This is a genomic window from Micromonospora inyonensis, assembly GCF_900091415.1.
Lineage (GTDB): Bacteria > Actinomycetota > Actinomycetes > Mycobacteriales > Micromonosporaceae > Micromonospora > Micromonospora inyonensis.
Map to the genome: position 1 here is coordinate 509,704 of NZ_FMHU01000002.1, position 21,966 is coordinate 531,669.

Annotated in this window: 17 protein-coding genes; 5 read left to right on the forward strand and 12 right to left on the reverse strand. The window is 72.5% G+C overall.

The features are described from left to right. Nucleotides 1-89 precede the first annotated feature (89 nt). The 5 genes from GA0074694_RS32265 to lpdA form a co-directional block, all read right to left on the reverse strand. On the reverse strand, nt 90-1,325 hold the full coding sequence (locus GA0074694_RS32265) for a Tn3 family transposase (protein ID WP_218105723.1): 1,236 nt from the start codon (nt 1,323-1,325) through the stop codon (nt 90-92). Then, nucleotides 1,325-3,184, reverse strand: a complete 1,860-nt coding sequence (locus GA0074694_RS32270) for a DUF4158 domain-containing protein (RefSeq protein WP_218105724.1) — start codon at nt 3,182-3,184, stop codon at nt 1,325-1,327. The genes GA0074694_RS32265 and GA0074694_RS32270 overlap by 1 nt, the downstream gene beginning before the upstream one ends. 60 nt (nt 3,185-3,244) lie before the next feature. Then, nucleotides 3,245-5,035, reverse strand: coding sequence for a caspase family protein (locus tag GA0074694_RS17410; RefSeq protein ID WP_342670938.1), 1,791 nt, complete (start codon nt 5,033-5,035; stop codon nt 3,245-3,247). 153 nt (nt 5,036-5,188) lie between these two features. Beyond that, nucleotides 5,189-6,967: a 2-oxoglutarate dehydrogenase, E2 component, dihydrolipoamide succinyltransferase gene (gene sucB, locus GA0074694_RS17415; RefSeq protein ID WP_091459686.1), complete on the reverse strand. Its 1,779-nt coding sequence runs from the start codon at nt 6,965-6,967 to the stop codon at nt 5,189-5,191. 74 nt (nt 6,968-7,041) lie between these two features. Further along, complete coding sequence (gene lpdA / locus GA0074694_RS17420) at nt 7,042-8,487, reverse strand: dihydrolipoyl dehydrogenase (protein WP_176738176.1); 1,446 nt, start codon at nt 8,485-8,487, stop codon at nt 7,042-7,044. A 122-nt stretch (nt 8,488-8,609) separates the two neighbouring features. Here lpdA and GA0074694_RS17425 point away from each other — a divergent pair, with 122 nt between their 5' ends. Continuing rightward, on the forward strand, nt 8,610-8,942 hold the full coding sequence (locus GA0074694_RS17425; RefSeq protein WP_091459688.1) for a hypothetical protein: 333 nt from the start codon (nt 8,610-8,612) through the stop codon (nt 8,940-8,942). A gap of 113 nt (nt 8,943-9,055) precedes the next feature. Here GA0074694_RS17425 and GA0074694_RS17430 read toward each other — a convergent pair whose 3' ends face one another. Then, nucleotides 9,056-10,627 (reverse strand): leucyl aminopeptidase, encoded by a 1,572-nt coding sequence (locus GA0074694_RS17430; protein ID WP_091459689.1) that lies wholly within the window; start codon nt 10,625-10,627, stop codon nt 9,056-9,058. Between the two features lie 159 nt (nt 10,628-10,786). On the opposite strand from GA0074694_RS17430, the gene gcvT reads away from it, so the two are divergent. Beyond that, entirely contained in the window at nt 10,787-11,917 is a 1,131-nt protein-coding gene (gene gcvT / locus GA0074694_RS17435; protein WP_091459690.1) for a glycine cleavage system aminomethyltransferase GcvT, read from the forward strand. A 27-nt stretch (nt 11,918-11,944) separates the two neighbouring features. Here gcvT and GA0074694_RS17440 read toward each other — a convergent pair whose 3' ends face one another. From GA0074694_RS17440 to GA0074694_RS17460, 5 genes are all read right to left on the reverse strand, one after another. Further along, nucleotides 11,945-13,231, reverse strand: coding sequence for a DUF2314 domain-containing protein (locus GA0074694_RS17440; RefSeq protein ID WP_091463340.1), 1,287 nt, complete (start codon nt 13,229-13,231; stop codon nt 11,945-11,947). A 64-nt stretch (nt 13,232-13,295) separates the two neighbouring features. Next, nucleotides 13,296-14,069 (reverse strand): adenosylcobinamide-GDP ribazoletransferase, encoded by a 774-nt coding sequence (gene cobS, locus GA0074694_RS17445; RefSeq protein ID WP_091459691.1) that lies wholly within the window; start codon nt 14,067-14,069, stop codon nt 13,296-13,298. 68 nt (nt 14,070-14,137) lie between these two features. Continuing rightward, nucleotides 14,138-16,036 (reverse strand): bifunctional adenosylcobinamide kinase/adenosylcobinamide-phosphate guanylyltransferase, encoded by a 1,899-nt coding sequence (gene cobU / locus GA0074694_RS17450; protein WP_091459692.1) that lies wholly within the window; start codon nt 16,034-16,036, stop codon nt 14,138-14,140. 52 nt (nt 16,037-16,088) lie between these two features. Beyond that, nucleotides 16,089-17,930, reverse strand: a complete 1,842-nt coding sequence (locus tag GA0074694_RS17455; RefSeq protein ID WP_091463341.1) for an AMP-dependent synthetase/ligase — start codon at nt 17,928-17,930, stop codon at nt 16,089-16,091. 156 nt (nt 17,931-18,086) lie between these two features. Further along, the gene (locus GA0074694_RS17460; protein ID WP_141713988.1) at nt 18,087-18,425 is read right to left on the reverse strand and encodes a hypothetical protein; all 339 of its coding nucleotides are present in this window, start codon (nt 18,423-18,425) and stop codon (nt 18,087-18,089) included. Nucleotides 18,426-18,522: 97 nt separating this feature from the next. Here GA0074694_RS17460 and GA0074694_RS17465 point away from each other — a divergent pair, with 97 nt between their 5' ends. The 3 genes from GA0074694_RS17465 to GA0074694_RS17475 all read left to right on the forward strand — a co-directional run bounded on the left by GA0074694_RS17465 (nt 18,523) and on the right by GA0074694_RS17475 (nt 20,792). Continuing rightward, a complete protein-coding gene (locus tag GA0074694_RS17465) occupies nt 18,523-19,647 on the forward strand; it encodes an IS630 family transposase (protein ID WP_245714574.1) in 1,125 nt (374 codons plus the stop codon). Nucleotides 19,648-19,800: 153 nt separating this feature from the next. Continuing rightward, on the forward strand, nt 19,801-20,001 hold the full coding sequence (locus GA0074694_RS17470; RefSeq protein WP_091459693.1) for a hypothetical protein: 201 nt from the start codon (nt 19,801-19,803) through the stop codon (nt 19,999-20,001). Continuing rightward, nucleotides 19,998-20,792 carry a site-2 protease family protein gene (locus GA0074694_RS17475; protein WP_091459694.1) on the forward strand — a complete coding sequence of 265 codons (795 nt, stop codon included), beginning with the start codon at nt 19,998-20,000 and terminating at the stop codon, nt 20,790-20,792. The genes GA0074694_RS17470 and GA0074694_RS17475 overlap by 4 nt, the downstream gene beginning before the upstream one ends. Nucleotides 20,793-20,910: 118 nt before the next feature. On the opposite strand, the gene GA0074694_RS17480 is transcribed toward GA0074694_RS17475, so the two are convergent. Next, nucleotides 20,911-21,909 carry an aldo/keto reductase family protein gene (locus GA0074694_RS17480; RefSeq protein ID WP_091459695.1) on the reverse strand — a complete coding sequence of 333 codons (999 nt, stop codon included), beginning with the start codon at nt 21,907-21,909 and terminating at the stop codon, nt 20,911-20,913. Between the last annotated feature and the right edge of the window lie 57 nt (nt 21,910-21,966).

Consider the following 21,966-nt stretch of genomic DNA (forward strand, 5'->3'; position numbering starts at 1 on the left):
TTTCGCGTCCCCAGCACAGGGGAATCCGTCGGTGTCGAGCCATAGGCCCAGCTCGGGACGGCTGGTCGTCCGGTCGGCCAACCGGCGCGTCAGCCGTCGTCCGGGTCGGGCTGGTCGGGGTCGCGCAGGGCGCGGCGGCCGTCGGCGTCGAGGTCGGGCGGGGTGAAACTGTAGTGGCCGTGGACGTTGACGTGCTTGAGCCAGTAGGGGTGAAGCCGGGAGACGTCGGCATCGCGCACCGGGTAGCCGTCGGCGCGCAGTATGGTCAGGATCCGGTCGAGGTAGACGGTGTTCCACAGCGTGATCGCGTTGACGACCAGGCCGAGCGCGCCGAGCTGGTCTTCCATCCCGGCGTGGTATGCCTCCCGCAGCTCGCCCTTGCGGCCGTGGAAGACGTGCTTGGCCAGGCCGTGGCGTTCCTCCTGGAGGTTACGGATCCGCTTGATGTCGCGCCGGTAGCCCTCCCTGTCGGCGTAGGACAGCACGTGCAGCGTTTTGAAGATCCGGCCGAAGTGCGCGAGGGCGTCGCCGAGTTGGGTGGGGTTGCCGCCGTGCTGCAGCATCCGCATCACGTCGGAGGCGCTGATCGCGCCGGAGTGCACCGAGGCGGCGATGCGGCAGATGTCCGGCCAGTGCCGGCGGACCTTCGCCAGGTCGATCTTCCCGCGCGCCGCGGTGTTCAGGGGCCCGTAGTCGGCGGTCGGGTTCACCCGCCACAGCTTCTGCTCGGGCAGGCCGGCAAGCTCCGGACGGTAGTCCACACCGAGAAGCTTGAGCAGGCCGAACACCATGTCGGAGTAGGAACCGGTGTCGGAGACGAACACCTCCGGCCGTGGCCCGCCGTCGCGGCGGTACATCAGGTCCACCGCGTACAGGGAGTCCTTCGGGGTACCGGACAGCACCATGCCCGCGATTCCCACCCCCTGATCGTTGATCATGTTGAGGTAGGTGGCGCCGCGTTTGCGGCCGAAGTACTTCGGATTCGGCCGGGCGTGGATCGAGCGCACCGGCACCACGAACCGGGTGCCGTCGACGGCGGCGACCAGCCCGCCGCCCCACACCTCGGCCGTGCCGATCCCGGCCTGCCCGCTGATCAGCACCGCGTTGGCCACGGCGTGGGTGTCGGCGCGGACGTAGTTCTGGTACACGTGGCTGATCCGCGAGCGGGTCAGCGCCGGGTTACCTGGCGTGATGACCGGCTTCCAGCCGACGTTGAGGGCTTGGGCGGTGAGCACCGCGGCGAGGGTCAGGTCCATGCCGGCGTCCAGGCGGGCGCCACCGGAGACGTGGGTGTAGGCGCCGGCGAAGCCCGGGTGCCAGCCCATCACACCTCCAGCAGCAACTCCCCGATGTCGACCTCCGGCATCATCGCCTCGCACCGCTCCCGCAGCTCGCCCAGCGAGTCCGGTTCGGGTACGGCTTTCACCGCGGCGACGCGCACCCGGCCCTCGCCGTCGACCGTCACGTCCCCCGCCTCGACCCGCCGCGCCATGTGCTTCCACATGCCGTCCAGCTCAGCCGCGTACGCGTTCAGCAGGTCGGCCGGGTCGTCGGGCAGCTGCAGGGAGTCCATCAGGTCCGCGCGCCGGGCCTGCCACGCAGCGCCCGACAGCAGCAGCGCCCGCGGGTCGGCCCAGCGTGAGGAGGCGGCGGCGAAGATGTCACGGCGGCGTAGCCGCTGGTGGAACTGGTCGAGTACACAGAACACGTAGGCGATCTTGTCCACCGTCTCCGCCGGGCGGTCCTTGCGCAGCACCAGGTCCCGCCAGCCAGGGGTGATCACCTCGATGGCGACCTTGCGGGCGTCCAGATAACCGGCCGGCACCCGCTTGGTCGCGTCGGCGTCGAGCAGGTCCGGCAGGCTGGTCAGCGCATACAGCACCGGCGCGGCGTCCGTGGTGGCCCCGAACTCGATAGTGGTGGCCAGCAGCCGAATGAACCTCCGGACCAGGGGATAGCGGGTCAACAACGCCGCCCGCCACTCACCATCCGGGTCGACGCCCGGCGGCACCACCTGGTGCACCCGCTCCACCGCGCCGCGCAACTCCGCCCGAGAGGCCACGTCCTCGATCGCGTCCCACAACCGCCCAACTGTCAGGTCCTCGCCCCAGTCCTCGGACTCCAGCAGCACCGCCACTGCCGCCGCCAGCTTGGAGGCGTCACGGGCCACCCGCGGGTACCGCCTCGCCTTATCGGCGTTGGACTGACGCTCGGCGCGCGCCAGCAACTCACTTGTCATGATCACATCGAAGAGCTCCAGGGCGTCATCGGTGGCCTTGCCCTCCAGGTACACCATCGTCGACAACAACGTCGCCAGCCGCTTCGGATACGGGCTCGTCCGGCGCAGGTCCGTGGCGTTCGCCGACATGCCACGGCGGGCCAGGTCCACCACCCGCCGTCGCGGCACCACACCCAGGTCCACCTCCCCAAGGCCGATCTCCGCGACCTCAGCCACCCGCCGCAACGCGCCCGCCATCGCCTTGCCGGTGCGGTCGACCGGCCCCTGACGCAACCTCTCCAGCGGTGACACCCGCCGACCCGCCGGCACCTCGACCAAATCCAGGAGCAGACCGGCCTGCCGCGCAGACACCATCGCCGCCAGAGTCGTCCACAGCCGCACGTGCGACAAGCGGACCACCCGGGCCACCAGCCGCTCCAGCTCCCGCACGGCAGGCAGCAGCACCTGACGGGCCAGCAACCACGCCAGCACCCCCTGAAAGATCACCTTCGGGCCCGCACCCGTCGTCCACGCCCGATGATCAATCCAAGCCGTCAAGTCCTCGCGGACATCGGCGAACTCCCGCCACCCGTCGGCCACAACGATCTCCCGACGGTGCTCCCACTTCGTGTTCGCCCGCTCCACGTACGTCTTCACACACGAGGCGTCCGCGATCCCGAGCTGGGTGGCCAGCACGTCCACCACAACCGACGGCACATCGATCGGGTCATCCAGGAACGTGCCCAGGTACCGCACCGTCGTCAACTGCAGCGCAAACCCCAGCCGGTTGCCGTCGCCCCGACGCTTGGCCAGCAACAACCGGTCAGCGTCATCAAGGAAGAAGAACCGCTCCAGATCCTCCACCGACGGCGGGCCGTCGAAACACCCGTACGCCGCGACCTGCCGCGCCGACAGAAACGACCTCTCGTCCCCATCCCCGACCTGCTGCTCGTCCACCTCAGACACGAACGATCAAACTACGCGACATCCCGCCGGAGCTAATACCCGTCGCCTGGCCCTGACCCCTCAGCCCAGACCCTTAGCGCCAGTTTCCGCAAGATCGTTAGTCATGGGCCTACCCGCACAGCGGTGCCACCTCAATCGCATGGCCGCCTCGTGCAGCGTGGCGATCTGCAGCTGCGAACCGGTGCCGACGTGGTCGACGACCACGGTCGGCATCCGGCGCAGGTCGGCGGCCATCACGCCGGCCACCATGAGCAGTGCCCCGAGCGCCCGGGTTCGCGGCGCGAAGTCGTCCCACCGGAGCCGTTCCGACAGCAGGGCGTCCTCCGCGCCCGCGCCGACGGCACGGGCCAACACCCGTAGCACGGATGTGACCTCGTTCTCGGTGACCGTGGTGGCACCGGGAAGGCAGGTGAGCACCGTGGCCAGTCGCCGGGCGGACTGGTGTAGGGCAGGGGCGTCCCAGGTCGCCGTACGCCCGTTGAGCCAGCCGTGCACCAGCCAGAGCGCGAGCGCATCCCGGGCGTCGTTCTTGCCCCGCCGGGCGAGCCCTTCGGCTCGGCGGCAGACATGCTCGTGTATGGCATGGGTGATCTCCAGGTCGTGGCGGGGCCCGTCCTGGTAGGTGCGTTCGAAGAGGGTCGGCCCGATCCCGGCTGCCTCTCGGAGCCCGGCGGAGAGAGCGATCTCCCGCAGGAACGGCGCGGCTATCAACATGCCCAGTTCAAGGGGACCCAGTGTCGCGTGCTCGGTGAGGCAACCTTCCATCTCGGTCAGAACCCGGATCGGGTAGTTGTGCGCCGACCAGGGGTCCCGTGCGCTCGCCTTCTCCGGAAGCAGGTCCTGGACGTCCTGCCACTGACGTGCGCCCTGGGCCACCAGCTTCAACAGCGCTGCCCGTACCGTTTCGTGGTGTTCCGGAGAGGTGCCGTGCTGCCACAGGGCGGTGTTCTCCACGGCTCGGCGCCACGCTTCGCTGACCTGGTCACCGTCACAGATGACGACGTCGTCCGGGGAACCCGGTCCACTCCGTCCGGTGGCCAGTGCCAGGTGGGGGCGTTGGCGGAGCCCGTCGGTACGGGCCGTCTTGCGGGCCATCTGGATCTCGACTGCGGTGAACACATCGCGCAGGGTCCGGGCGGGGTTACGCCGGTCCACCACTTCGGCCAGCGCAGTGGTGAAGAAGCTGCCGGTGTCGGAGTAGCCGCTCTGCTCTCCCGGACGACAACTGTTGATGAGCGCGAGGTCACCATGTTCGAGCCAGGACAGGTTCCCGCCGCCAATCGGCGTCACCGCGTCCGCGGCTGGATCCTGGCGGCACGCGTCGATGAGAAAGACGACGAGCCGAGCCTGGCACTGACGGAGACCGTTGGGGATGACCGGTACGAGGCTGTCGCGGGCTGGTAGGTCCCCGGACATCGTCTCGTAGGCGTCGCAGGGGACGAGGAAGCTCTCCCCGCCGAGGGTGACCCCGTGGCCGGAGAAGTAGACCAGGAGGACTCCGTCCGGTGGTACCGCCGCACACGCCCGGAGGATGGCCGCCTTGATCCGCCCGCCGGTGGGCTCCGCCGTGGCACTGCTGCCGGCACCACAGAACTCGATGTGGTAGCCGGAGCGGCCAAGGGCGTCAGCCATCCGGGCGACGTCCGCGTTGACGACGTCGCGCATCGACGGAAAGAGATCCGCATCGTAGGTCGGAACACCGATGAGAAGGGCGTGACGATCGGCCAAAGCTACCTGCCCGGGGGTGGCGTGATCATCACATCTAACCCGATCCGATCGACCCTGCCCTGGTGCCGGGGAGCGATTGTCGACCTTCCGATAGACATGCCGCAAGGTGTTGACAATCCACAAAGGAATGACCGCAGAGCAGCTTGAGGCAGGTGTGCTACGAGGTGCGACGGCATCGCCGTGGGTTGCTCCGGTTACGGGGAGCGGACACCGTGGGATACGCCGCAGGGGCGCCCCCGTGGTCGGGGACGCCCCTGCGGCGGTGTGCTCAGCGGGTCAGGACAGGCCCAGCTCCGCCTCGAAGTTGCCGGCCTCCAGGCGCTCCTTGACGGCGACCAGGAAGCGGGCCGCGTCGGCACCGTCGATCAGCCGGTGGTCGTAGGAGAGGGCCAGGTAGACCATCGACCGGACGGCGATCACCTCGCCCAGCTCCGGGTCGTTCACCACGATCGGGCGCTTGACGACCGCACCGGTGCCGAGCATCGCCGACTGCGGCGATGGCACGATCGGGGTGTCGAACAGGGCCCCCCGGCTGCCGGTGTTGGTGAGGGTGAAGGTCGCCCCGGCGATCTCGTCCGGGCTGATCTTGTTGGTCCGGGTGCGGTCGGCCAGGTCGGCGATCCGCTTGGCCAGCCCACCCAGGTTGAGGTCACCGGCGTCGTGCACGACCGGCACCATCAGGCCCCGCTCGGTGTCCACCGCGATGCCGAGGTTCTCCGACTTCGGGTAGGTGATCGTACCGGCGTCGAGGTCCATGCTGGCGTTGACCACCGGGTACGTCTGGAGCGCCTCGACCGCCGCCAGCGCGAAGAACGGCAGGAAGGAGAGCTTCACGCCGTGCCGCGCCAGGAAGGCGTCCTTGGCCCGGGCCCGCAGCTTGGCGACCTTGGTGACGTCCACCTCGACCACCGTGGTGAGCTGCGCCATCTCGTGCAGCGACTCCTGCATCCGCTTGGCGATGACCGCGCGGACCCGGGGCATCTTCTCGGTGGTGCCCCGCTTGGCGCTCGGCTGCGCCTTCGGCTTGGCCGGGGCCGCCGCGGCCGGAGCCGGAGCGGCGGCGGGGGCCGGTGCGGCCTTGGCCGCCTTGGCCTTCTCCACCGCGTCCAGCACGTCCTGCTTGCGGATCCGGCCACCGACACCGGTGCCGCTGATCGAGGAGAGGTCGACGCCGTGCTCGCTGGCCAGCTTGCGGACCAGCGGGGTCACGTAACCGGCGGCCTCCTCGCCACCACCCTGGGCCGGTGCGGCCGGCCGCTGCGGGGCGGCCGTCGGGGCGGCCGGCGTGGCCTGCTGCTCGGCCTTGGCGGGCTGCGCCGCCGCCTCGGCCTCGGCGGACGGCTCGTTGTAGGACAGGCCCGGGGTCGGCTCCTGGGCGGCCGGCTCGGGCTTCGGTTCCGGCTTGGCCTCGGCCGGGGCGGCACCGGCCGTGCCGACCACCGCCAGGGTGGCGCCCACCTCGGCGGTCTCGTCCTCGGGGACGGTGATCTCCAGCAGGGTGCCGGCCACCGGCGACGGGATCTCGGTGTCGACCTTGTCGGTCGAGACCTCGAGCAGCGGCTCGTCGACCTCGACCGTGTCGCCGACCTGCTTGAGCCAGCGGGTGACCGTACCCTCGGTGACGCTCTCGCCGAGCGCCGGCATCTTCACCGGGGTGCCCTCGCCCGACGGCGCCGGGGCGGCCTCGGACTTCGGCTGCTCCTGCTCCTTCGGCTGCTCCGGCTCGGGACCGGTGCCCTCGGCGGCGGCGGTCGGCTCGGCCTTCTCCGCCGGAGCCTCCTGCTCCTCCTGGGGAGCGCCGCCGCCGGTCTCCTCGCCCTCACCGGCGATGACGGCGAGCTCGCTGCCGACCTCGGCGGTCTCGTCCTCGCCCACCACGATCCGGCTCAGCACCCCCGCCGCGGGGGACGGGATCTCGGTGTCGACCTTGTCGGTCGAGACCTCGAGCAGCGGCTCGTCGACCTCGACCGTGTCGCCCTCCTGCTTGAGCCAGCGCGTGACGGTGCCCTCGGTGACGCTTTCGCCGAGCCGGGGCATGGTGACCGATACCGGCATCTTTCAAGACTCCTTCGTGGCCTGGGTACGGATCCTCGCCCGCTTGCCGCCGGACGTCGCGGATGTGGGTGTGGTCAGGCGTGCGCGTGCAGCGGCTTGCCCGCCAGGGCGAGGTGCGCCTCGCCGAGGGCCTCGTTCTGCGTCGGGTGGGCGTGCACGAGCTGCGCCACCTCGGCCGGGTAGGCCTCCCAGTTGTAGATGAGCTGTGCCTCGCCGATCAGCTCACCGACCCGGGCGCCGACCATGTGCACGCCGACCACCGGACCGTCGGAGACCCGGACCAGCTTGACGAAGCCCGTGGTCTTGAGGATCTGGCTCTTGCCGTTGCCACCCAGGTTGTAGTTGTAGGTCTTGATCTTGTCCGCCCCGTACTGCTCCTTGGCCTTGGCCTCGGTGAGGCCGACCGACGCCAGCTCCGGGTCGCAGTAGGTGACCCGGGGGATGCCCGCCTCGTCGATCACGGTGGGGTTCCGGCCGGCGATCTCCTCGGCGACGAAGATGCCCTGCTGGAAGCCGCGGTGCGCCAGCTGGAGACCGGGGACGATGTCGCCGACCGCGTAGACGTTCGGCACACCGGTGCGCAGCCGCTCGTCGGTCAGCACGTACCCGCGGTCGATCTTGACGCCCTGCTCCTCGTACCCGAGGTCGGCGGTGACCGGGCCACGGCCGACGGCGACGAGCAGCAGCTCGGCCTCGACGGTCTCGCCACCGGCGATGGTGACCTTGACGCCCTTCTCGGTCTTCTCGACCTTCTCGAAGGGCTTGCCGACCTTGAAGTTGATCTTCCGCTTGCGGAACGCCCGCTCCAGCGCCTTCGACGACTCCTCGTCCTCGGCGGCGACCAGTCGGGGCAGCGCCTCGATGATCGTCACGTCCACCCCGAAGGACTTCCAGACGCTGGCGAACTCGACGCCGATCACGCCGCCGCCGAGCACGATCGCCGACGCGGGAACCCGGTCCAGGGTCAGCGCGTGGTCACTGGTGATCACCCGCTCGCCGTCGACCTCCAGGCCGGGCAGGCTGCGGGCGTACGAGCCGGTGGCCAGCACCACGTTACGGCCGGTGTAGCGCTTGCCGTCGACCTCGACGACGTTCGGCCCCACCAGTCGGCCGGCCCCCGACACGAAGGTGATGTTCTTCGAGCTGCCGACCAGGCCCTGGAGGCCCTTGTACAGGCGGGCGACGACGCCGTCCTTGTACGAGTTGACCCCGGCCATGTCGATGCCGACCAGCTCGGCCTTGACGCCGAACTGCTCCGACTCGCGGGTGTTGTCGGCGATCTCGGCCGCGTGCAGCAGGGCCTTGGTCGGGATGCAGCCGTTGTGCAGGCAGGTCCCGCCGAGCTTGCCCTTCTCGATCAGCGCGACCTTGAGGTCCAGCTGGGCGGCGCGCAGCGCCGCCGCATAGCCGCCACTGCCTCCTCCGAGGATGACAACGTCGAAGGTCGCGTCGTTCGGCTCGCTCACACTCAACTCCCAGGTCGCGTCGCTGCTACGAGGGTCATGCCAGGAAAAGGGCATACTCGCCTCGGTCATCTTGTCACCTGCCCTCGCAGCGCGCGTAGTCAGGTGCTCAACGACACGTCGAGGACACGTACGCTTGGCGGAAGGTGTCTCGAGACGGCGGGTGGAGGGGATGGCCGGTGGCGCTGTTCCGGCGACGACGCAAGCCCAGCGGTGACACGGGTCCGGGACGCGCGGCCAGCCGTGCCGATCTTGAGCACCTGGAGAACTTCGTCCGGACCAGGCGTGGGGTCGAGGCGTTCATCGAACCCCGGACCACCGTCACCGAGACCACGGTGATGCTGATCGCCGACGACGGGGAGTGGACCCGCCGCCGTATCGACTCGCCGGAGAACGCCCGCCGCTTCGCCCACCGGCTCGCCGTCCCCATCTACGACGTGCGCCTGGTCGGCTACCCGCAACGGATGCGCGACTTCAACGAGCGACGCAAGCGCCGCCCCGAGCGGTACTGAGGTAACGCCCCCGCACCCTCGGCTCCGGTCCGTGGGCGTCTGCACGGCGCCCGGGTGTGTGCAGGGGACCCCTGCTAACCGAAAAGCGGTAACAGGGGTCCCCTCCTACCACCTCAGCCCTCGGCGGCGATGTCCTCGACGAGTTGCACCAGGGTCCGGACCGGCACGCCGGTACCGCCCTTGGTCCAGTATCCAGTCGGCTCGCCCGAGTGGTAGCTCGGACCGGCGATGTCGATGTGCGCCCAGGCCACGTCGTCGGAGACGAACTCGCGCAGGAACGTGCCGCCCTGGAGCATGTGCCCGGCCCGGTCCATCCCGGCGTTGACCTGGGAGATGTCGGCGACGTCGGAGTCCATGCCCTTGCGCACGTCGTCCGGCAGCGGCATCGGCCAGGCCGGCTCGCCGACCGCGTCGCCGACCGCCTTCACCCGCTCGCAGAGCTCCGGCGTCCCCATCACCCCGGCGACCCGCTTGCCGAGGGAGATCACCTGCCCGCCGGTCAGGGTGGAGGTCTCGACGAGGTAGTCGCAGCCGTCCGCGCAGGCCCGCGCCATCGCGTCGGCCAGGACCATCCGTCCCTCGGCGTCGGTGTTGAGCACCTCGACCCGCTTGCCGTTGAACATGGTGATGACGTCGCCCGGCCGGTACGCCGTACCCGACGGCATGTTCTCCGCCATCGGGACGTAGGCGCTCACCGCCACCGACGGCTTCAGCGCCGCGACGGCCAGCATGGTCGCCGCGACCGCCGCCGCGCCGGCCATGTCGGACTTCATCTCCCACATGCCCTGCGACGGCTTGATGGAGATGCCGCCGGTGTCGAAGGTGATGCCCTTGCCGACCAGCGCCACCCGCTTGCCGGTCGCCCCGCCCTCCGGGGTGTACGTGATCTTGACCAGTCGCGGCGGGGCCTCCGAACCCTGCCCGACGGCGATGATGCCGCCGTAGCCCCCCTCAACCAGGGCCGCCTCGTCGAGCACCTCGACGGTCAGGCCGGCGGCCCGGGCGGCCTCGGCCACCGTGTCGGCGAAGGCCGGCGGGCGCTTGTCGTTGGGGGCGGTGTTCACCCAGTCCCGGCTGAGCCGCACCGCGCCGGCCACCGTGGCCGCCCGGGCGATCTCCGCCTGCGCGGTGGCGTCCCCGGCGTCCGGCACCGCCACCAGCACCTCCGCCACCGGCTCCCGCCGGGCCGGCTGCGGCTTGGTCTTGTAGCCGGCGAACCGGTATCCGCCCAGCAGCGCGCCCTCGGCGACCGCGCGCAGCGCCGCCGGGGCGTCCGCGTCGTCCGGCAGCGGCAGGCTCAGCGCCACCCGGCCGGCGCCGACCAGCGCCCGCACCGCCGACCCGGCGGCCCGGCGCAGCGTCTCCGGCGCCGGGGCGGCGCCGGTCGGCTCCGCGCCCAGCCCGACCGCGGCGACGATCGGTGCGGTGATCGTGCCCAGCGTGGCGAGCTTGATCACCTCGCCGGGAGCGCCGGTCGCGCCGAGCAGCGCCAGCGTCTCGGTCAGCTTGCCGTCGAAGGCGGCGGCGATGCTCTCCGCGCCGCTGCCGAGGAGCAGGGAACCGACAGGGCCGCTGGCGGCGTCCTGCTCACCGGTCTGACTGTGCACGCCGATCACGATGGCGTCGACGGCAAGCTCGGCGGGGTCGGTGTCGACCAGGCTCAGGGTGGTGCTGGGCGATGTCACTGAAGCTACTCCGGGCGGGCCGGGCCGGTCGCGGGTTGCGTCCGGCGGTGATGGTCTTCGGGGGCAACCTACCCGCCGGGGGACAGGGTTGTCCCGCCCGTGGATACGGCGGGTCCCGCCGATGCCAACCAGCGGTGCGGTCCCCGGTAAGTTGCCACCATGACCGACGTGACCTCCGACGCGACCGCGACCCGGTCGCGTCGTTCCCCGCTGCACGAGCGGCACACCGCCGCAGGCGCGAAGTTCGCTCCCTTCGGGGGCTGGGAGATGCCCCTGGAGTACGCCGGCGGCGGTGTGCTCAAGGAGCACACCGCCGTCCGGGAGGCCGTCGGTGTCTTCGACGTGTCCCACCTCGGCAAGGTACGGGTGACGGGAACCGGCGCCGCCGGGTTCGTCAACTCCTGCCTCAGCAACGACCTGGGCCGGATCGGCCCGGGACGGGCGCAGTACACCCTCTGCTGCGACGACGCGACCGGCGGGGTGGTCGACGACATCATCGCCTACCTGCACGACGACGGGCACGTCTTCCTCATCCCGAACGCCGCCAACACCGCCGAGGTGACGCGCCGGCTGCGCGCCGCCGCGCCGTCGTCGGTCACCGTCACCGACGAGCACGAGGCGTACGCCGTGCTGGCCGTGCAGGGGCCGCGCTCGGCCGCGCTGCTGGACGCCCTCGGCCTGCCCACCGGGCACGACTACATGAGCTTCTCCACCGCCACCCTGGACGGGGTGGAGCTGACCGTCTGCCGCACCGGCTACACCGGCGAACTCGGCTACGAGCTGGTGGTGCCCGCCGCGCACGCGGTCGCCGTCTGGGACGCCCTGCACGCCGCCGGGACCGACTTCGGGCTGCGGGCCTGCGGCCTGGCCGCCCGGGACACGCTGCGCACCGAGATGGGGTACCCGCTGCACGGGCAGGACCTGTCGCTGGAGATCACCCCGGTGCAGGCGCGCTGCGGCTGGGCGGTCGGCTGGGACAAGCCGGCCTTCTGGGGGCGGGACGCGCTGCGCGCCGAGAAGGCCGCCGGCCCCCGGCGTACCCTGCGTGGCCTGGTGGCGGTCGACCGGGCGATCCCCCGTCCCGGCATGGTCGTGCGGGTCGGTGACGCCGAGGTCGGCACGGTCACCAGCGGCACCTTCTCGCCCACCCGCAAGGAGGGCGTCGCCCTGGCCCTGCTCGACACGGCGGTCGGCCTGGCCGACGGCGACGAGGTGGAGGTCGACGTCCGGGGGCGCCGCGCCCGCATGCGCGTCACCCGGCCCCCCTTCGTCGACCCCTCCGTCAGGTGAACCGGCCCGGCGGCCACCCTCCTCGGGTCAGCGGGGGTGGTCGCCGGAGTCGAGGACGGCCTGGGTCCAGCCGCCCTCGATGACCCCGGTGGGGCCGAGCAGGGCCCAGTCGACGACGTCCGTCGCCTCCACCACGACCGGGGTGCCGATGCGGACCTCCGGGTCGTTCGTGGCGTCGCTGGCGCTGGTGCCGCTGATCCGCTCCGGGGTCTCCCACGACGTCACCGCCGCCCAGACGAACTCCGGGCCCTCGTCGCCGGGCAGGCCGTACTTGACCACGAGCTGCGCCTCGGCCGGCAGTGCCCCGGCCCGGTAGCGGGCCCGGACGTCCGGCAGCGAGGCGCGGGCGGTGGCCACCGCCTTCGACATGGCGTCGCCCCGGCGGGCGTACCGCACGTCCGGTTGGATGCCGGAGAAGAGCGTGGCGCACGCCGAGGCGAAGTACCGCCCGGGGGCCCCGGGCTGCCCGGCCGGCGGGTGCAGGCTGAGAAACGAGTCCGCCTCCGGGTCCGTCGCCGGGTCCAGCTCCAGCCGGAGCAGCACCGGCGCGGTCGCCCCGTGCTGCTCCGGGTTGCCGTACGCCACCGCGATGTCGTGCCCGGTGACCGTGGTGAGCACCGGCAGTTGGACGAATGCCGGCACCTCCTCGCCGGCCAGTCCGTCGGTCCAGGTCCGCAGCAGCCGACTGGCCACCCCGGTCAGCACCGCCCCCCAGGCCCGGGTCAGGTGGTCCGGGACGCCCTGGGTCTGCAACTCCAGCAGCCCGAACCGGCGCAGCCCCTTGGTGGTGAACCAGAGCCCGTCGGCGTCCGAGGAGTACGGCACCAGCACCCAGTCGACCAGGCGTACCCGGCCGTGGGCGTCGGGGAGCGAACGCAGCGCGGTCGCCGGGTCGAGGAACTGCAACCCGAACACGTCCACGACGTCCCCGTCGACGGTCTCGGCGACGGCGGCGGCCACCGCCCGGGCCGCCCACTCGTGTGCCGGCGGCCATCCCGGCCGGTACTCGGCCCGGACCACCACCACGTGCGTCGCCTCGGCCAGCCGCCCCAACTGCTCGCGGGTCGCACCGAACGCGGTCAGCAAATCCGGCGGGAGCGCGGGGAACTCGTCGATCGGTCGGGTGTCCACGCTCATCAGCGGACTCGCCAGCATCTGCCGGGCCAGCCCGTACGCCGGCTCGGCCAGCCGTCCGGCCAGGGCTGTCACCGCCGTCCGTGGGCTCACCCTCGGCAGCCCGCGCATCGGCACCAGATAGGTCGCGGTCAGTGTCTCCGGGACCGGAACGGGCAGGAAGTCGTCCGTGATGAGCAATTCGTCCCCCATCGCCGCGCCGGTGCTGTCGGGGGAGAACGCTACCCGGCATGGTGAGCCGTTCTCAGCCGGACAGCACGACTCCCAGGTAGACCAGGGTCGTGGCGACCTCGACGCTCGCGCCGAGCACGTCGCCGGTGATTCCGCCGAGGCGGCGTACCAGATGGCGCAGGAGCGCGAGGACGGCGGTGAGTGCCACGGCGACGGCGAGCGGCCCCTGCCACGGGCGGCCCGGAACCGCCGCGAGCGCCGGCAGCGCGACGGCGACCGCCCCGGCGGCGACCGTGACCGGCCCGACCGTGCCGGCCACCAGCGCACCGAGCCCTTCCGGACGGGCCGCCGGGACCCCGTGCCGACAGGCGACGGTCACCCCGAGCCGGCCGGCGGCTGTCGCGGTGACCACCGCCGCGAGCGCCGCCGGCCACGACCGGGCGGCCAGGTCCGCGAGCACCGCGCTCTGCACCAGGAGGACGAGCACCAGCGCGGCCACCCCGAACGGCCCCACGTCCGGCTTCTTCATGATCTCCAACGCGGCGGGCCCCTGCTGGTACGACCCGAGCGCGTCGACCGTGTCGGCCAGCCCGTCCAGGTGCAGGCCCCGGGTGAGCAGCGCGCCGCAGCCGACCGTCACCACGGCGGCGACCAGCGGCGGGGCCACGACGGACAGGCCGAGCAGCACCCCGCCCAGGACCACCCCGAGTACGGCCCCGACCAGCGGCGCGACGGCCATCGCCGTGCCGGCGGTGGCCCGGTCCACCCGGCCGGGACGCACCGGCGCGGTGGTGAACGTGGTGACCGCCAGCCGCAGGCCGGCACCGAGCCGGGACTCAGTCGGCATGGCGGACCGCGGCGGCGACCCGCACCGGACTGCCCGGGCGTGATGAGCAGCAGGGCGTGGTCGGTGGCTCAGCCGGCATGCCGGCCGGGAACGTACGCCCGCTCCTCGTCGTCCGAGCCGGTGGTGGCCGGTCCGGGGCCGGTCGGCTCCGGTTCGGCGAACTCGGATGCCTCCTCGTCGTCGGCCGGCTCGCCGGTGGGGTCGGCGTCGTCGCCGCGGGCGGGGAGCGCGGCGGCCAGCGCCAGCACCGAGCGCAGCAGCGGCAGCGCGGCCAGGGCGTTCGCCCCCTCACCGAGGTCGAGCCGCAGGTCGAGCAGGGGAACCAGACCGAGCACGTCGGCGGCGAGCCGGACGGCCGGCTGCCCGCCGTGGTCGGGCAGCAGGCACCAGTGCCGCGCCTGCCCGGCCAGGTCCCGGCTGACCATGCCGGCCGCCAGGCCCACCGGGCCGTCCAGCAGCACCGGCAGGCGCCGGGCGGTCGCGCCGAGCAGGATGCCGGTGGCCACCGCGATGTCACCGCCGCCCAGCTCGGCCAGGACCGCCTTCGCCTCGCGGGACGAGCGGCGGGTCCGGTGCAGGGCGTCGCGGACCGTCGCGCAGCGGGTCATCCACGCGGTGTCGTCGACCGTGCCGTCGCGCACCACCCGGCCGAGCACGGCCGGCGGTTCCGCGCCGGCCGTCGCGGCCAGCACCGCCGCCGCCGCGGCTTCCGTGCCGGCGCCGCACGCCGCCAGCACCAGCAGGTGCATCCCCGCGTCGGCGGCCTCCTCGGCGAGCCGCCACCCGTGCCGCAGTGCCGACTCGACCGCCTCGGCGGTCAGCGCCGGACCGTTCTCGATCGGCGCGGCGGTGGGCGCGTCCACCACCTGGAGGGTCGCGCCGTTCTCGGCGGCGAGGCGGGCCAGCACCCCGACGCCGGTGCGGGCCTGCGCGGCCCGTCGGGCCGACTCGCCAGCGGGCGTTCCGGCGGAGACCCCGCCCTGGTGGTCGCCGTGCAGCAGCAACACCCGGACCGACCCCCACGGCTGCGGGTTCGGCGTGCCCTGGGTGGCGGCGGCGAAGCCGACCACCCGCTCCAGCACCCCCAGCCCCGCCCCCGGCAGGTCCCGGGCGGCGAGACGGTCCACGGCCTGCGGGCCGGCGTACTCGTCCGGCAGCGGCAGCTCCATGCCGTTCTGAATGACCAGGCCGGTGGCGATCATCGGCAGTGCCATGGTCGGCGCGGCCCAGGCCGTCCCGTCCGCCGGCTCCGCGGCCGGCGGAACGAGCGGGGTGAGCACGTCGGGCAGGTCGGGTTCCACCGCCGGGGCGCCGGTGTCCGGGCCGGCGGCGGCGTCCGACCGGCCGGCCTGCGCCGGGACGCTCGCCCGGGTCGCGTTCCGCGAGATCGTGCCGGCCGTGGACGAGATGGTCGGCGGGGTGCCGGCCTTCAACCAGCAGGGCTGGCCGGCGACCACCAGCGCCACCGCGTCACAGGCGTCGGCGACGGCCCGGTTGGCTGACCCGAGCGCGTCGGTGAAGGCCCGCCCGAGCGGGGTGGTCGGCACCAGCGAGAGCCCCACCTCGGGGCTCACCAGCACCAGCCGCGCCGGGCAGGACCGGACCGCGTCGGCCAGTTCGGCGATGGTGGCCGTGTCGTCGGCCGGCTGGTGGACGGGGTCGAGCAGCACGGTCACCCAGCCACCGAGGTCGTCCACGAGCAGCGTCTCGTGCGGCTGCGCGGAGGCGATCACGTCGGCCAGCCGGCGCGGGTCGTCGCCGGTCTCCTCGGTGGTCCAGGTCTCCGGGCGTCGGCTGCGGTGCGCCTCCAGGCGGGCCGCCCACTCCGCGTCGTCGGGATCAGCCCCGGCCGCGGTCGCCACATAGCGGACCGTGGCCGCGTCGGCCACCAGCGATTCGGCGAACTCGGACTTCCCGGATCGGGTACCGCCGAGCACCAGGACCGTGTTGCACCCGTCTACGGACATGCCCGTACCTTAGGCCACCGTTCGCGTTCCGACCCCGCAGGTGCGACGTACCTCAGCGGTCGGGGTAGAGGGCGGCCACGTCGGCGGCGTACCGCTCGCGCACCACGTCCCGCCGGATCTTGGAGGTGGGGGTGAGCTCCCCGGCGGCCTCGGTGAGATCACGGGGCAGGATCCGGAAGGTCTTCACCGCCTCCGCGTGGGAGACGGACCGGTTGGCCCGGTCGACCGCGGTCTGGATCTCCCTGCGCAGGGCGGGGTCCTCGCGCAGCTCGGCCACCGTGGCACCCGACCGCCGGCGCGCGTCCCGCCACCGGGAGAACTCCTGCGGGTCGACGGTGATCAGCGCGGCCACGTACGGTCGCCCGTCGCCGACCAGCATGCACTGGCTGACCAGGGGGTGCGCGCGGACGCGGGCCTCGATCGGCGCGGGTGCCACGTTCTTGCCGGACGCGGTGACCATGATCTCCTTCTTCCGCCCGGTGATCCGCAGGTAGCCGTCGGCGTCGAGGCTGCCGAGGTCACCGGTGCGCAGCCACCCGTCGGCGGTGAACGTCTGCCGGGTCGCCTCCGGGTTGTTCCAGTACCCCCGGAACACCACGTCGCCCTGGACGAGGATTTCCCCGTCACCGGCGATCGCCAGCCGGACGCCGGGCAGGGGCCGGCCGACCGTGCCGATCCGCAGCGCCGAGGGGCGGTTCACCGTCAGCGCGGGGGAGGTCTCGGTCAGCCCGTACCCCTCCAGCAGGAGGATCCCGGCTCCCCGGAAGAAGTGCGCCATCCCCTCGCTCAGCGGCGCGCCGCCGACGAACGCCAGCCGGCACCGGCCCCCCAGCACCCGTCGCACCCGCCGGTACGCGACCAGGTCGCAGAGCCGGTGCGCCAGGCGCAGCGCCGTCCCCGGGCCGGCGGCGGTGTCCAGGCGGCGGCTGTACGCCACCGCGACCCGGTACGCGACCTCGGTCGCCCACCCCCGGACCGTGGCCCGCCGCCCGTCGCCAGCCCGCTGCCGGACCCGGTCGTGCAGCTTCTCGAACACCCTCGGCACCGCCAGCACGAACGTCGGACGGAACCGCTGGAGCTGGTCGACCACCCCGGTCGGGTCGGCGACGTGCACCAGCGTCGTGCGGGCCCGTACCGCACCGAGCTGGACCAGCCGGGCGAACGCGTGCGCCAGGGGCAGGAACAGCACCGTGGACGCCTCCGCGCGGAACAGCTCCGGCAGGACGGCGGTCGCGTTGCCGACGTCGAGCAGGATGTTGCGGTGCGTCAGCACGCAGCCCTTCGGTCGACCGGTGGTGCCGCTGGTGTAGATGATCGTCGCGACGTCGTCGCCACCCACCGCGCACCGCCGGGCGGCCACGGCCTCCGGGTCGACGGCGTGCCCCCGCTCGACCAGGTCCACCAAGGCGCCGGCGTCGATCTGCCAGACCCGCCGCAGCGCCGGCAGGTCAGATCGCAACCCGGCCAGCGTCCGGGCGTGGCCGGGGGTCTCCACCACGCATGCCACGGCTCCCGAGTCGGCGAGGATCCAGGCCACCTGGTCCGCGCTCGACGTCTCGTACACCGGCACCGGCACCGCGCCGATCGACCAGAGGGCGTAGTCGACCAGGGTCCACTCGTACCGGGTCCGGCTCATCAGTCCCACCCGGTCCCCGGCCGCCACCCCGACCGCCACGAATCCCCGCGCCAGGGCGGTCACCTCGTCGCGGAACTGCCGGCAGGTCACCGGCGCGGCGTCGACCGTCCGCTGCGGCGACGGCCAGGCCCGGTGGTCCGGGTCCGGGCGGAGAAACTGCACCGCCTCCGGGTCCCGGCGGGCGTTCTCCCACACCATGCCGGCCAGTCCGCCGGCCCCGACGCCGCTGACCACCGGCGTCACCGCCACGTCCCGCACCACCGCACCCCCAGTCCCGCACCGACGGCCCCGGGGCGAGCATGACGCGGCCGGTGGCGGTGGCGGCGGGGAACCCGCAAACCACCGCGCCGGGCGGCGCGGGATGCTAGTGCAGCAGGTCGCAAGTCCTGTTCGGGATGAGTGTCCTGTGTTTGCTTACGCTTCGTAGTCGGCGAGGTGGACGAGGGCGGCCGTGTCGAAGGCGTCGTCGGGGCTGCCCTCCCACTGGCCGGTGTGCAGGTGTTGGGGGGTGTAGGAGTTGGAGGCGGGGTCGTAGAGGGCGAAGGCCCACCGGTTGCCGCCGAGGTACTCGATGCGGCACAGCGGGATGCGCTCCTGCTTTTCCTCTGGGCCGATCAGAGCCGCGAAGTAGCCGAAGGAGCCGCGCCAGCGGGTGTCGACTTCGGTGAGGGCGGGCCAGCGGCCGCTGGTGATGGCGCGGTGGTCGACGTGGTCGTCGACCTCTTCCTTGAGCGGGCGTGGCGGAACGGGCACGGGGAGAGTGTCGCGCACTGCCGGTCCGGCCGGGTCCGGGGACGCGCGCGGCATGATGGCTGCTACCCCTGTCCTCTCTCGTCCCGGAGTGTCCCCGATGGCCCATCCGCCCGCCGCCGCGCTGCATCTGAGCGCCCGTCGGCGGCGCAAGCTGCTGGCCATGGTCGGCGCCGCGAGTTGCCCGCAGGCAGTCGCGCTGCGCGCAAGGATCGTGCTGCTGGCCGCCGACGGTCTGGCCAACAGCGCGATTGCCGTCGAAGTGGGCTGCAGCGAGCCGGCCGTGCGCCGGTGGCGGCTGCGCTTCGTACGCCGCGGCGTGCCGGGCCTGTTCGACCGCCCGCGCAGCGGGCGGCCCGAACGGTACGGGCCCAGCGAGCGCTTGGCCGTCATCGCCGTGGCCACCTCCCTGCCTCCCGAGGGGGCCGCCCGCTGGACTCAGACGCTGATCGCCGAGCATCTGGCCGAACGAGGCATGGCGCTCTCGCGCGCGACCGTGCGCCGCACCCTGACCGAGGCCAGGGTGCGCCCACACAAGGTCCGCGGCTGGCTCAACCGTGCCGACGATGACGCGTTCTGGGCCAAGGCCGGCGCTGTGTGCCGCCTCTACCTCGACATCCCCGCTGACACTCTCCTCGTCAGCGTTGACGAGAAGACCGGCATCCAGGCCCGCTCTCGCATCCGCCCCACCCAGAGCCCGCTGCCCGGCCGTGACCGGCGCGTGGAGTTCGAGTACAAGCGCCACGGGACCGTCTCCATCGTCGCCGCCATGGACGTGGCCACCGGCCAGGTGGTCGCCGAGCGCATCGAGCGCAACGACTCCGCGCACTTCATCCGCTTCCTGGCCATGCTCGACCGCAACACCGACCCCGCCCTGCGCATCCACCTGGTCATGGACAACGGCTCCTCCCACACGTCCAAGGCCACCCGCGCCTGGCTCGCCGCCCACCCCCGTTTCAGCGTGACCCACACTCCCAAGCACGCCAGCTGGCTGAACATGATCGAGCAGTGGTTCTCCGCCCTGACCCGCCGCGTCCTGCGCGGCGGCGACTTCACATCCCGCGACGACCTCGAAGCCAAGATCACCGCGTTCACCATCCGCTACAACCGCACCGCCCGCCCCTACCGTTGGCGCTACGACGCCGACGCCGAGCACGCCCGCTACCTCGCACGCCACCCCCAGCACCAAAAGCCCACCCGGGACGACCTAGCCAAGGCCGCATGACCGTCACACAGCGTCACCAGCAACCGGAACAGGACTTGCGATCTGCTGCACTAGGCACCGGGCGGGACGGCCGTCCATGTCCCGGAGCCGGTACGCCGACTAGGCTGGCAACGGCCGTCCCGGGCGGGACGCATCAGCGAGGGGAGACACGGCATGCCGTGGAGCTGGCGGTACGAGGGCGCGAACGGCGAGTCGGTGGACGGGCCCACCGAGACGTTCAGCAGCCAGGCGGACGCCGAGTCCTGGATCGGGCAGACCTGGCGGCAGCTCGCCTCGTCCGGTGTCACCGCGGTCGACCTGGTCGAGGACGACCGGGTCGAGTACCGGATGAGCCTCGCGCCCGCGGCCGAGTGACCGGGTACGACCGCCCGGAGGGCGAGGCGCTGGTGCTCGGCGTGCCCCGGGCGGCGTTCCGGCCCAGTCCGGTCTTCCTCGCCCTGGTCGCGCTCTTCGTCACCAGTGCCGTGCTCACCTGGCACCGGGTGGGCAACGTCCGGCTGGACGTGTTCCTGTTCGTCGTCTCCGGCTGGCTGGTCTCGCTCTGCCTGCACGAGTACGCCCACGCGGTCGTGGCCTTCCGGGCCGGTGACCGGAGCGGGGCGCACCGGGGCTACCTGACCCTCAACCCGTTGAAGTACAGCCACCCGCTGCTGTCGATCGTGCTGCCGGTGGTGGTGGTGCTGCTCGGCGGCATCGGGTTGCCCGGCGGCGCGGTCTGGGTGGACCGGCACCGGATCCCCGGCCGGCTGCGGCACACCCTGGTCAGCCTCGCCGGTCCCGCCACCAACGTGCTGTTCGCCCTGGTGCTGATCCTGGCACTGCGGCTGACCGGCCCCGCCCCGCTGGAGTTCCTGGCGGCCCTGGCGCTGCTGGCGTTCCTCCAGGTCACCGCGAGCGCGCTCAACCTGCTCCCGGTGCCGGGGCTGGACGGCGGCAACATGCTCCAGCCGTGGCTCAACCCCCAGTGGCGACGGATGTACGACCTGTTCGCGCCGTACGGGTTCATCCTGCTCTTCGCCCTGCTGTGGAACCCGCGGATCGCCGGGTGGTTCTTCGGCGCGGTCTTCGCCGTCGGCGACGTCCTCGGCCTGCCCGCGCCGCTCTACGCGCACGGGCTCGACCTGATCCGGTTCTGGGAGTCCTGACCCGGCCGGTTCCGCCCTTTCGCGGCCGTCACCGGCCGCCGGTCCGCGAGCTGCGCCCCAGGGCCGGTCCGGGGCCGTGTCGGTACCACGCCGACGGGCCCCGGACCGGTACGGCGGTTCAGGGCCGCCGGGCCGGGCTCTCCGTCTTGCCCGGGTCCCGCTCGGTGATCGGGCCGACGATCTCGTCGATGGCCTTGAGCAGGTCCGCGTCGAGCTTCACGCCACTGGCCTTGACGTTGTCGTGCACCTGCTCCGGGCGGGAGGCGCCGACGATCGCGGACGAGACGTTGGGGTTCTGGAGCACCCAGGCGATCGCGAGCTGGGCCATGCTCAGCCCGGCCTGCTCGGCGAGCGGCCTGAGCCGCTGCACGGCGGTCAGCACCTCGTCGGTGAGGAACCTCGCGACGAACGCCGCGCCGGACTTCTCGTCGGTGGCCCGGGAACCGGCCGGCGGTGGCTGCCCCGGCAGGTACTTGCCGGAGAGGACGCCCTGCGCCATCGGCGACCAGACGATCTGACCGACACCCAACTCCTCGCTGGTGGGGATCACCTCGGCCTCGATGACCCGCCACAGCATGGAGTACTGCGGCTGGTTGGAGACCAGGGGGATGCGCAGCTCACGGGCGAGCTGGTGGGCCTCGCGGATCTGCGACGCCTTCCACTCCGAGACCCCGATGTAGTGCGCCTTGCCGGAGTGGACGATGTCGGCGAACGCCTCCATCGTCTCCTCCAGCGGGGTGCTGTAGTCGTACCGGTGGGCCTGGTAGAGGTCCACGTAGTCGGTGCCCAGCCGGCGCAGCGAGCCGTTGATCGACTCCATGATGTGCTTGCGGGACAACCCCCGGTCGTTGCGCCCCGGACCGGTCGGCCAGAAGACCTTGGTGAAGATCTCCAGCCCCTCGCGGCGCTCGCCACGCAGCGCCCGCCCGAGGACCTCCTCGGCACGCGTGGCGGCGTAGACGTCGGCGGTGTCGAAGGTGGTGATGCCGACGTCGAGCGCGGCCCGGACGCAGGCCAGCGCGGCCTCCTCCTCGACCTGCGACCCGTGGGTGATCCAGTTGCCGTACGAGATTTCGCTGACCATCAGGCCCGAACGGCCCAGGTGACGGAATTTCATGCCCCGACCCTAGCCCGGATCCGGTCCCGCCAGGCGGGCCGACCCGGCGCACCGGGT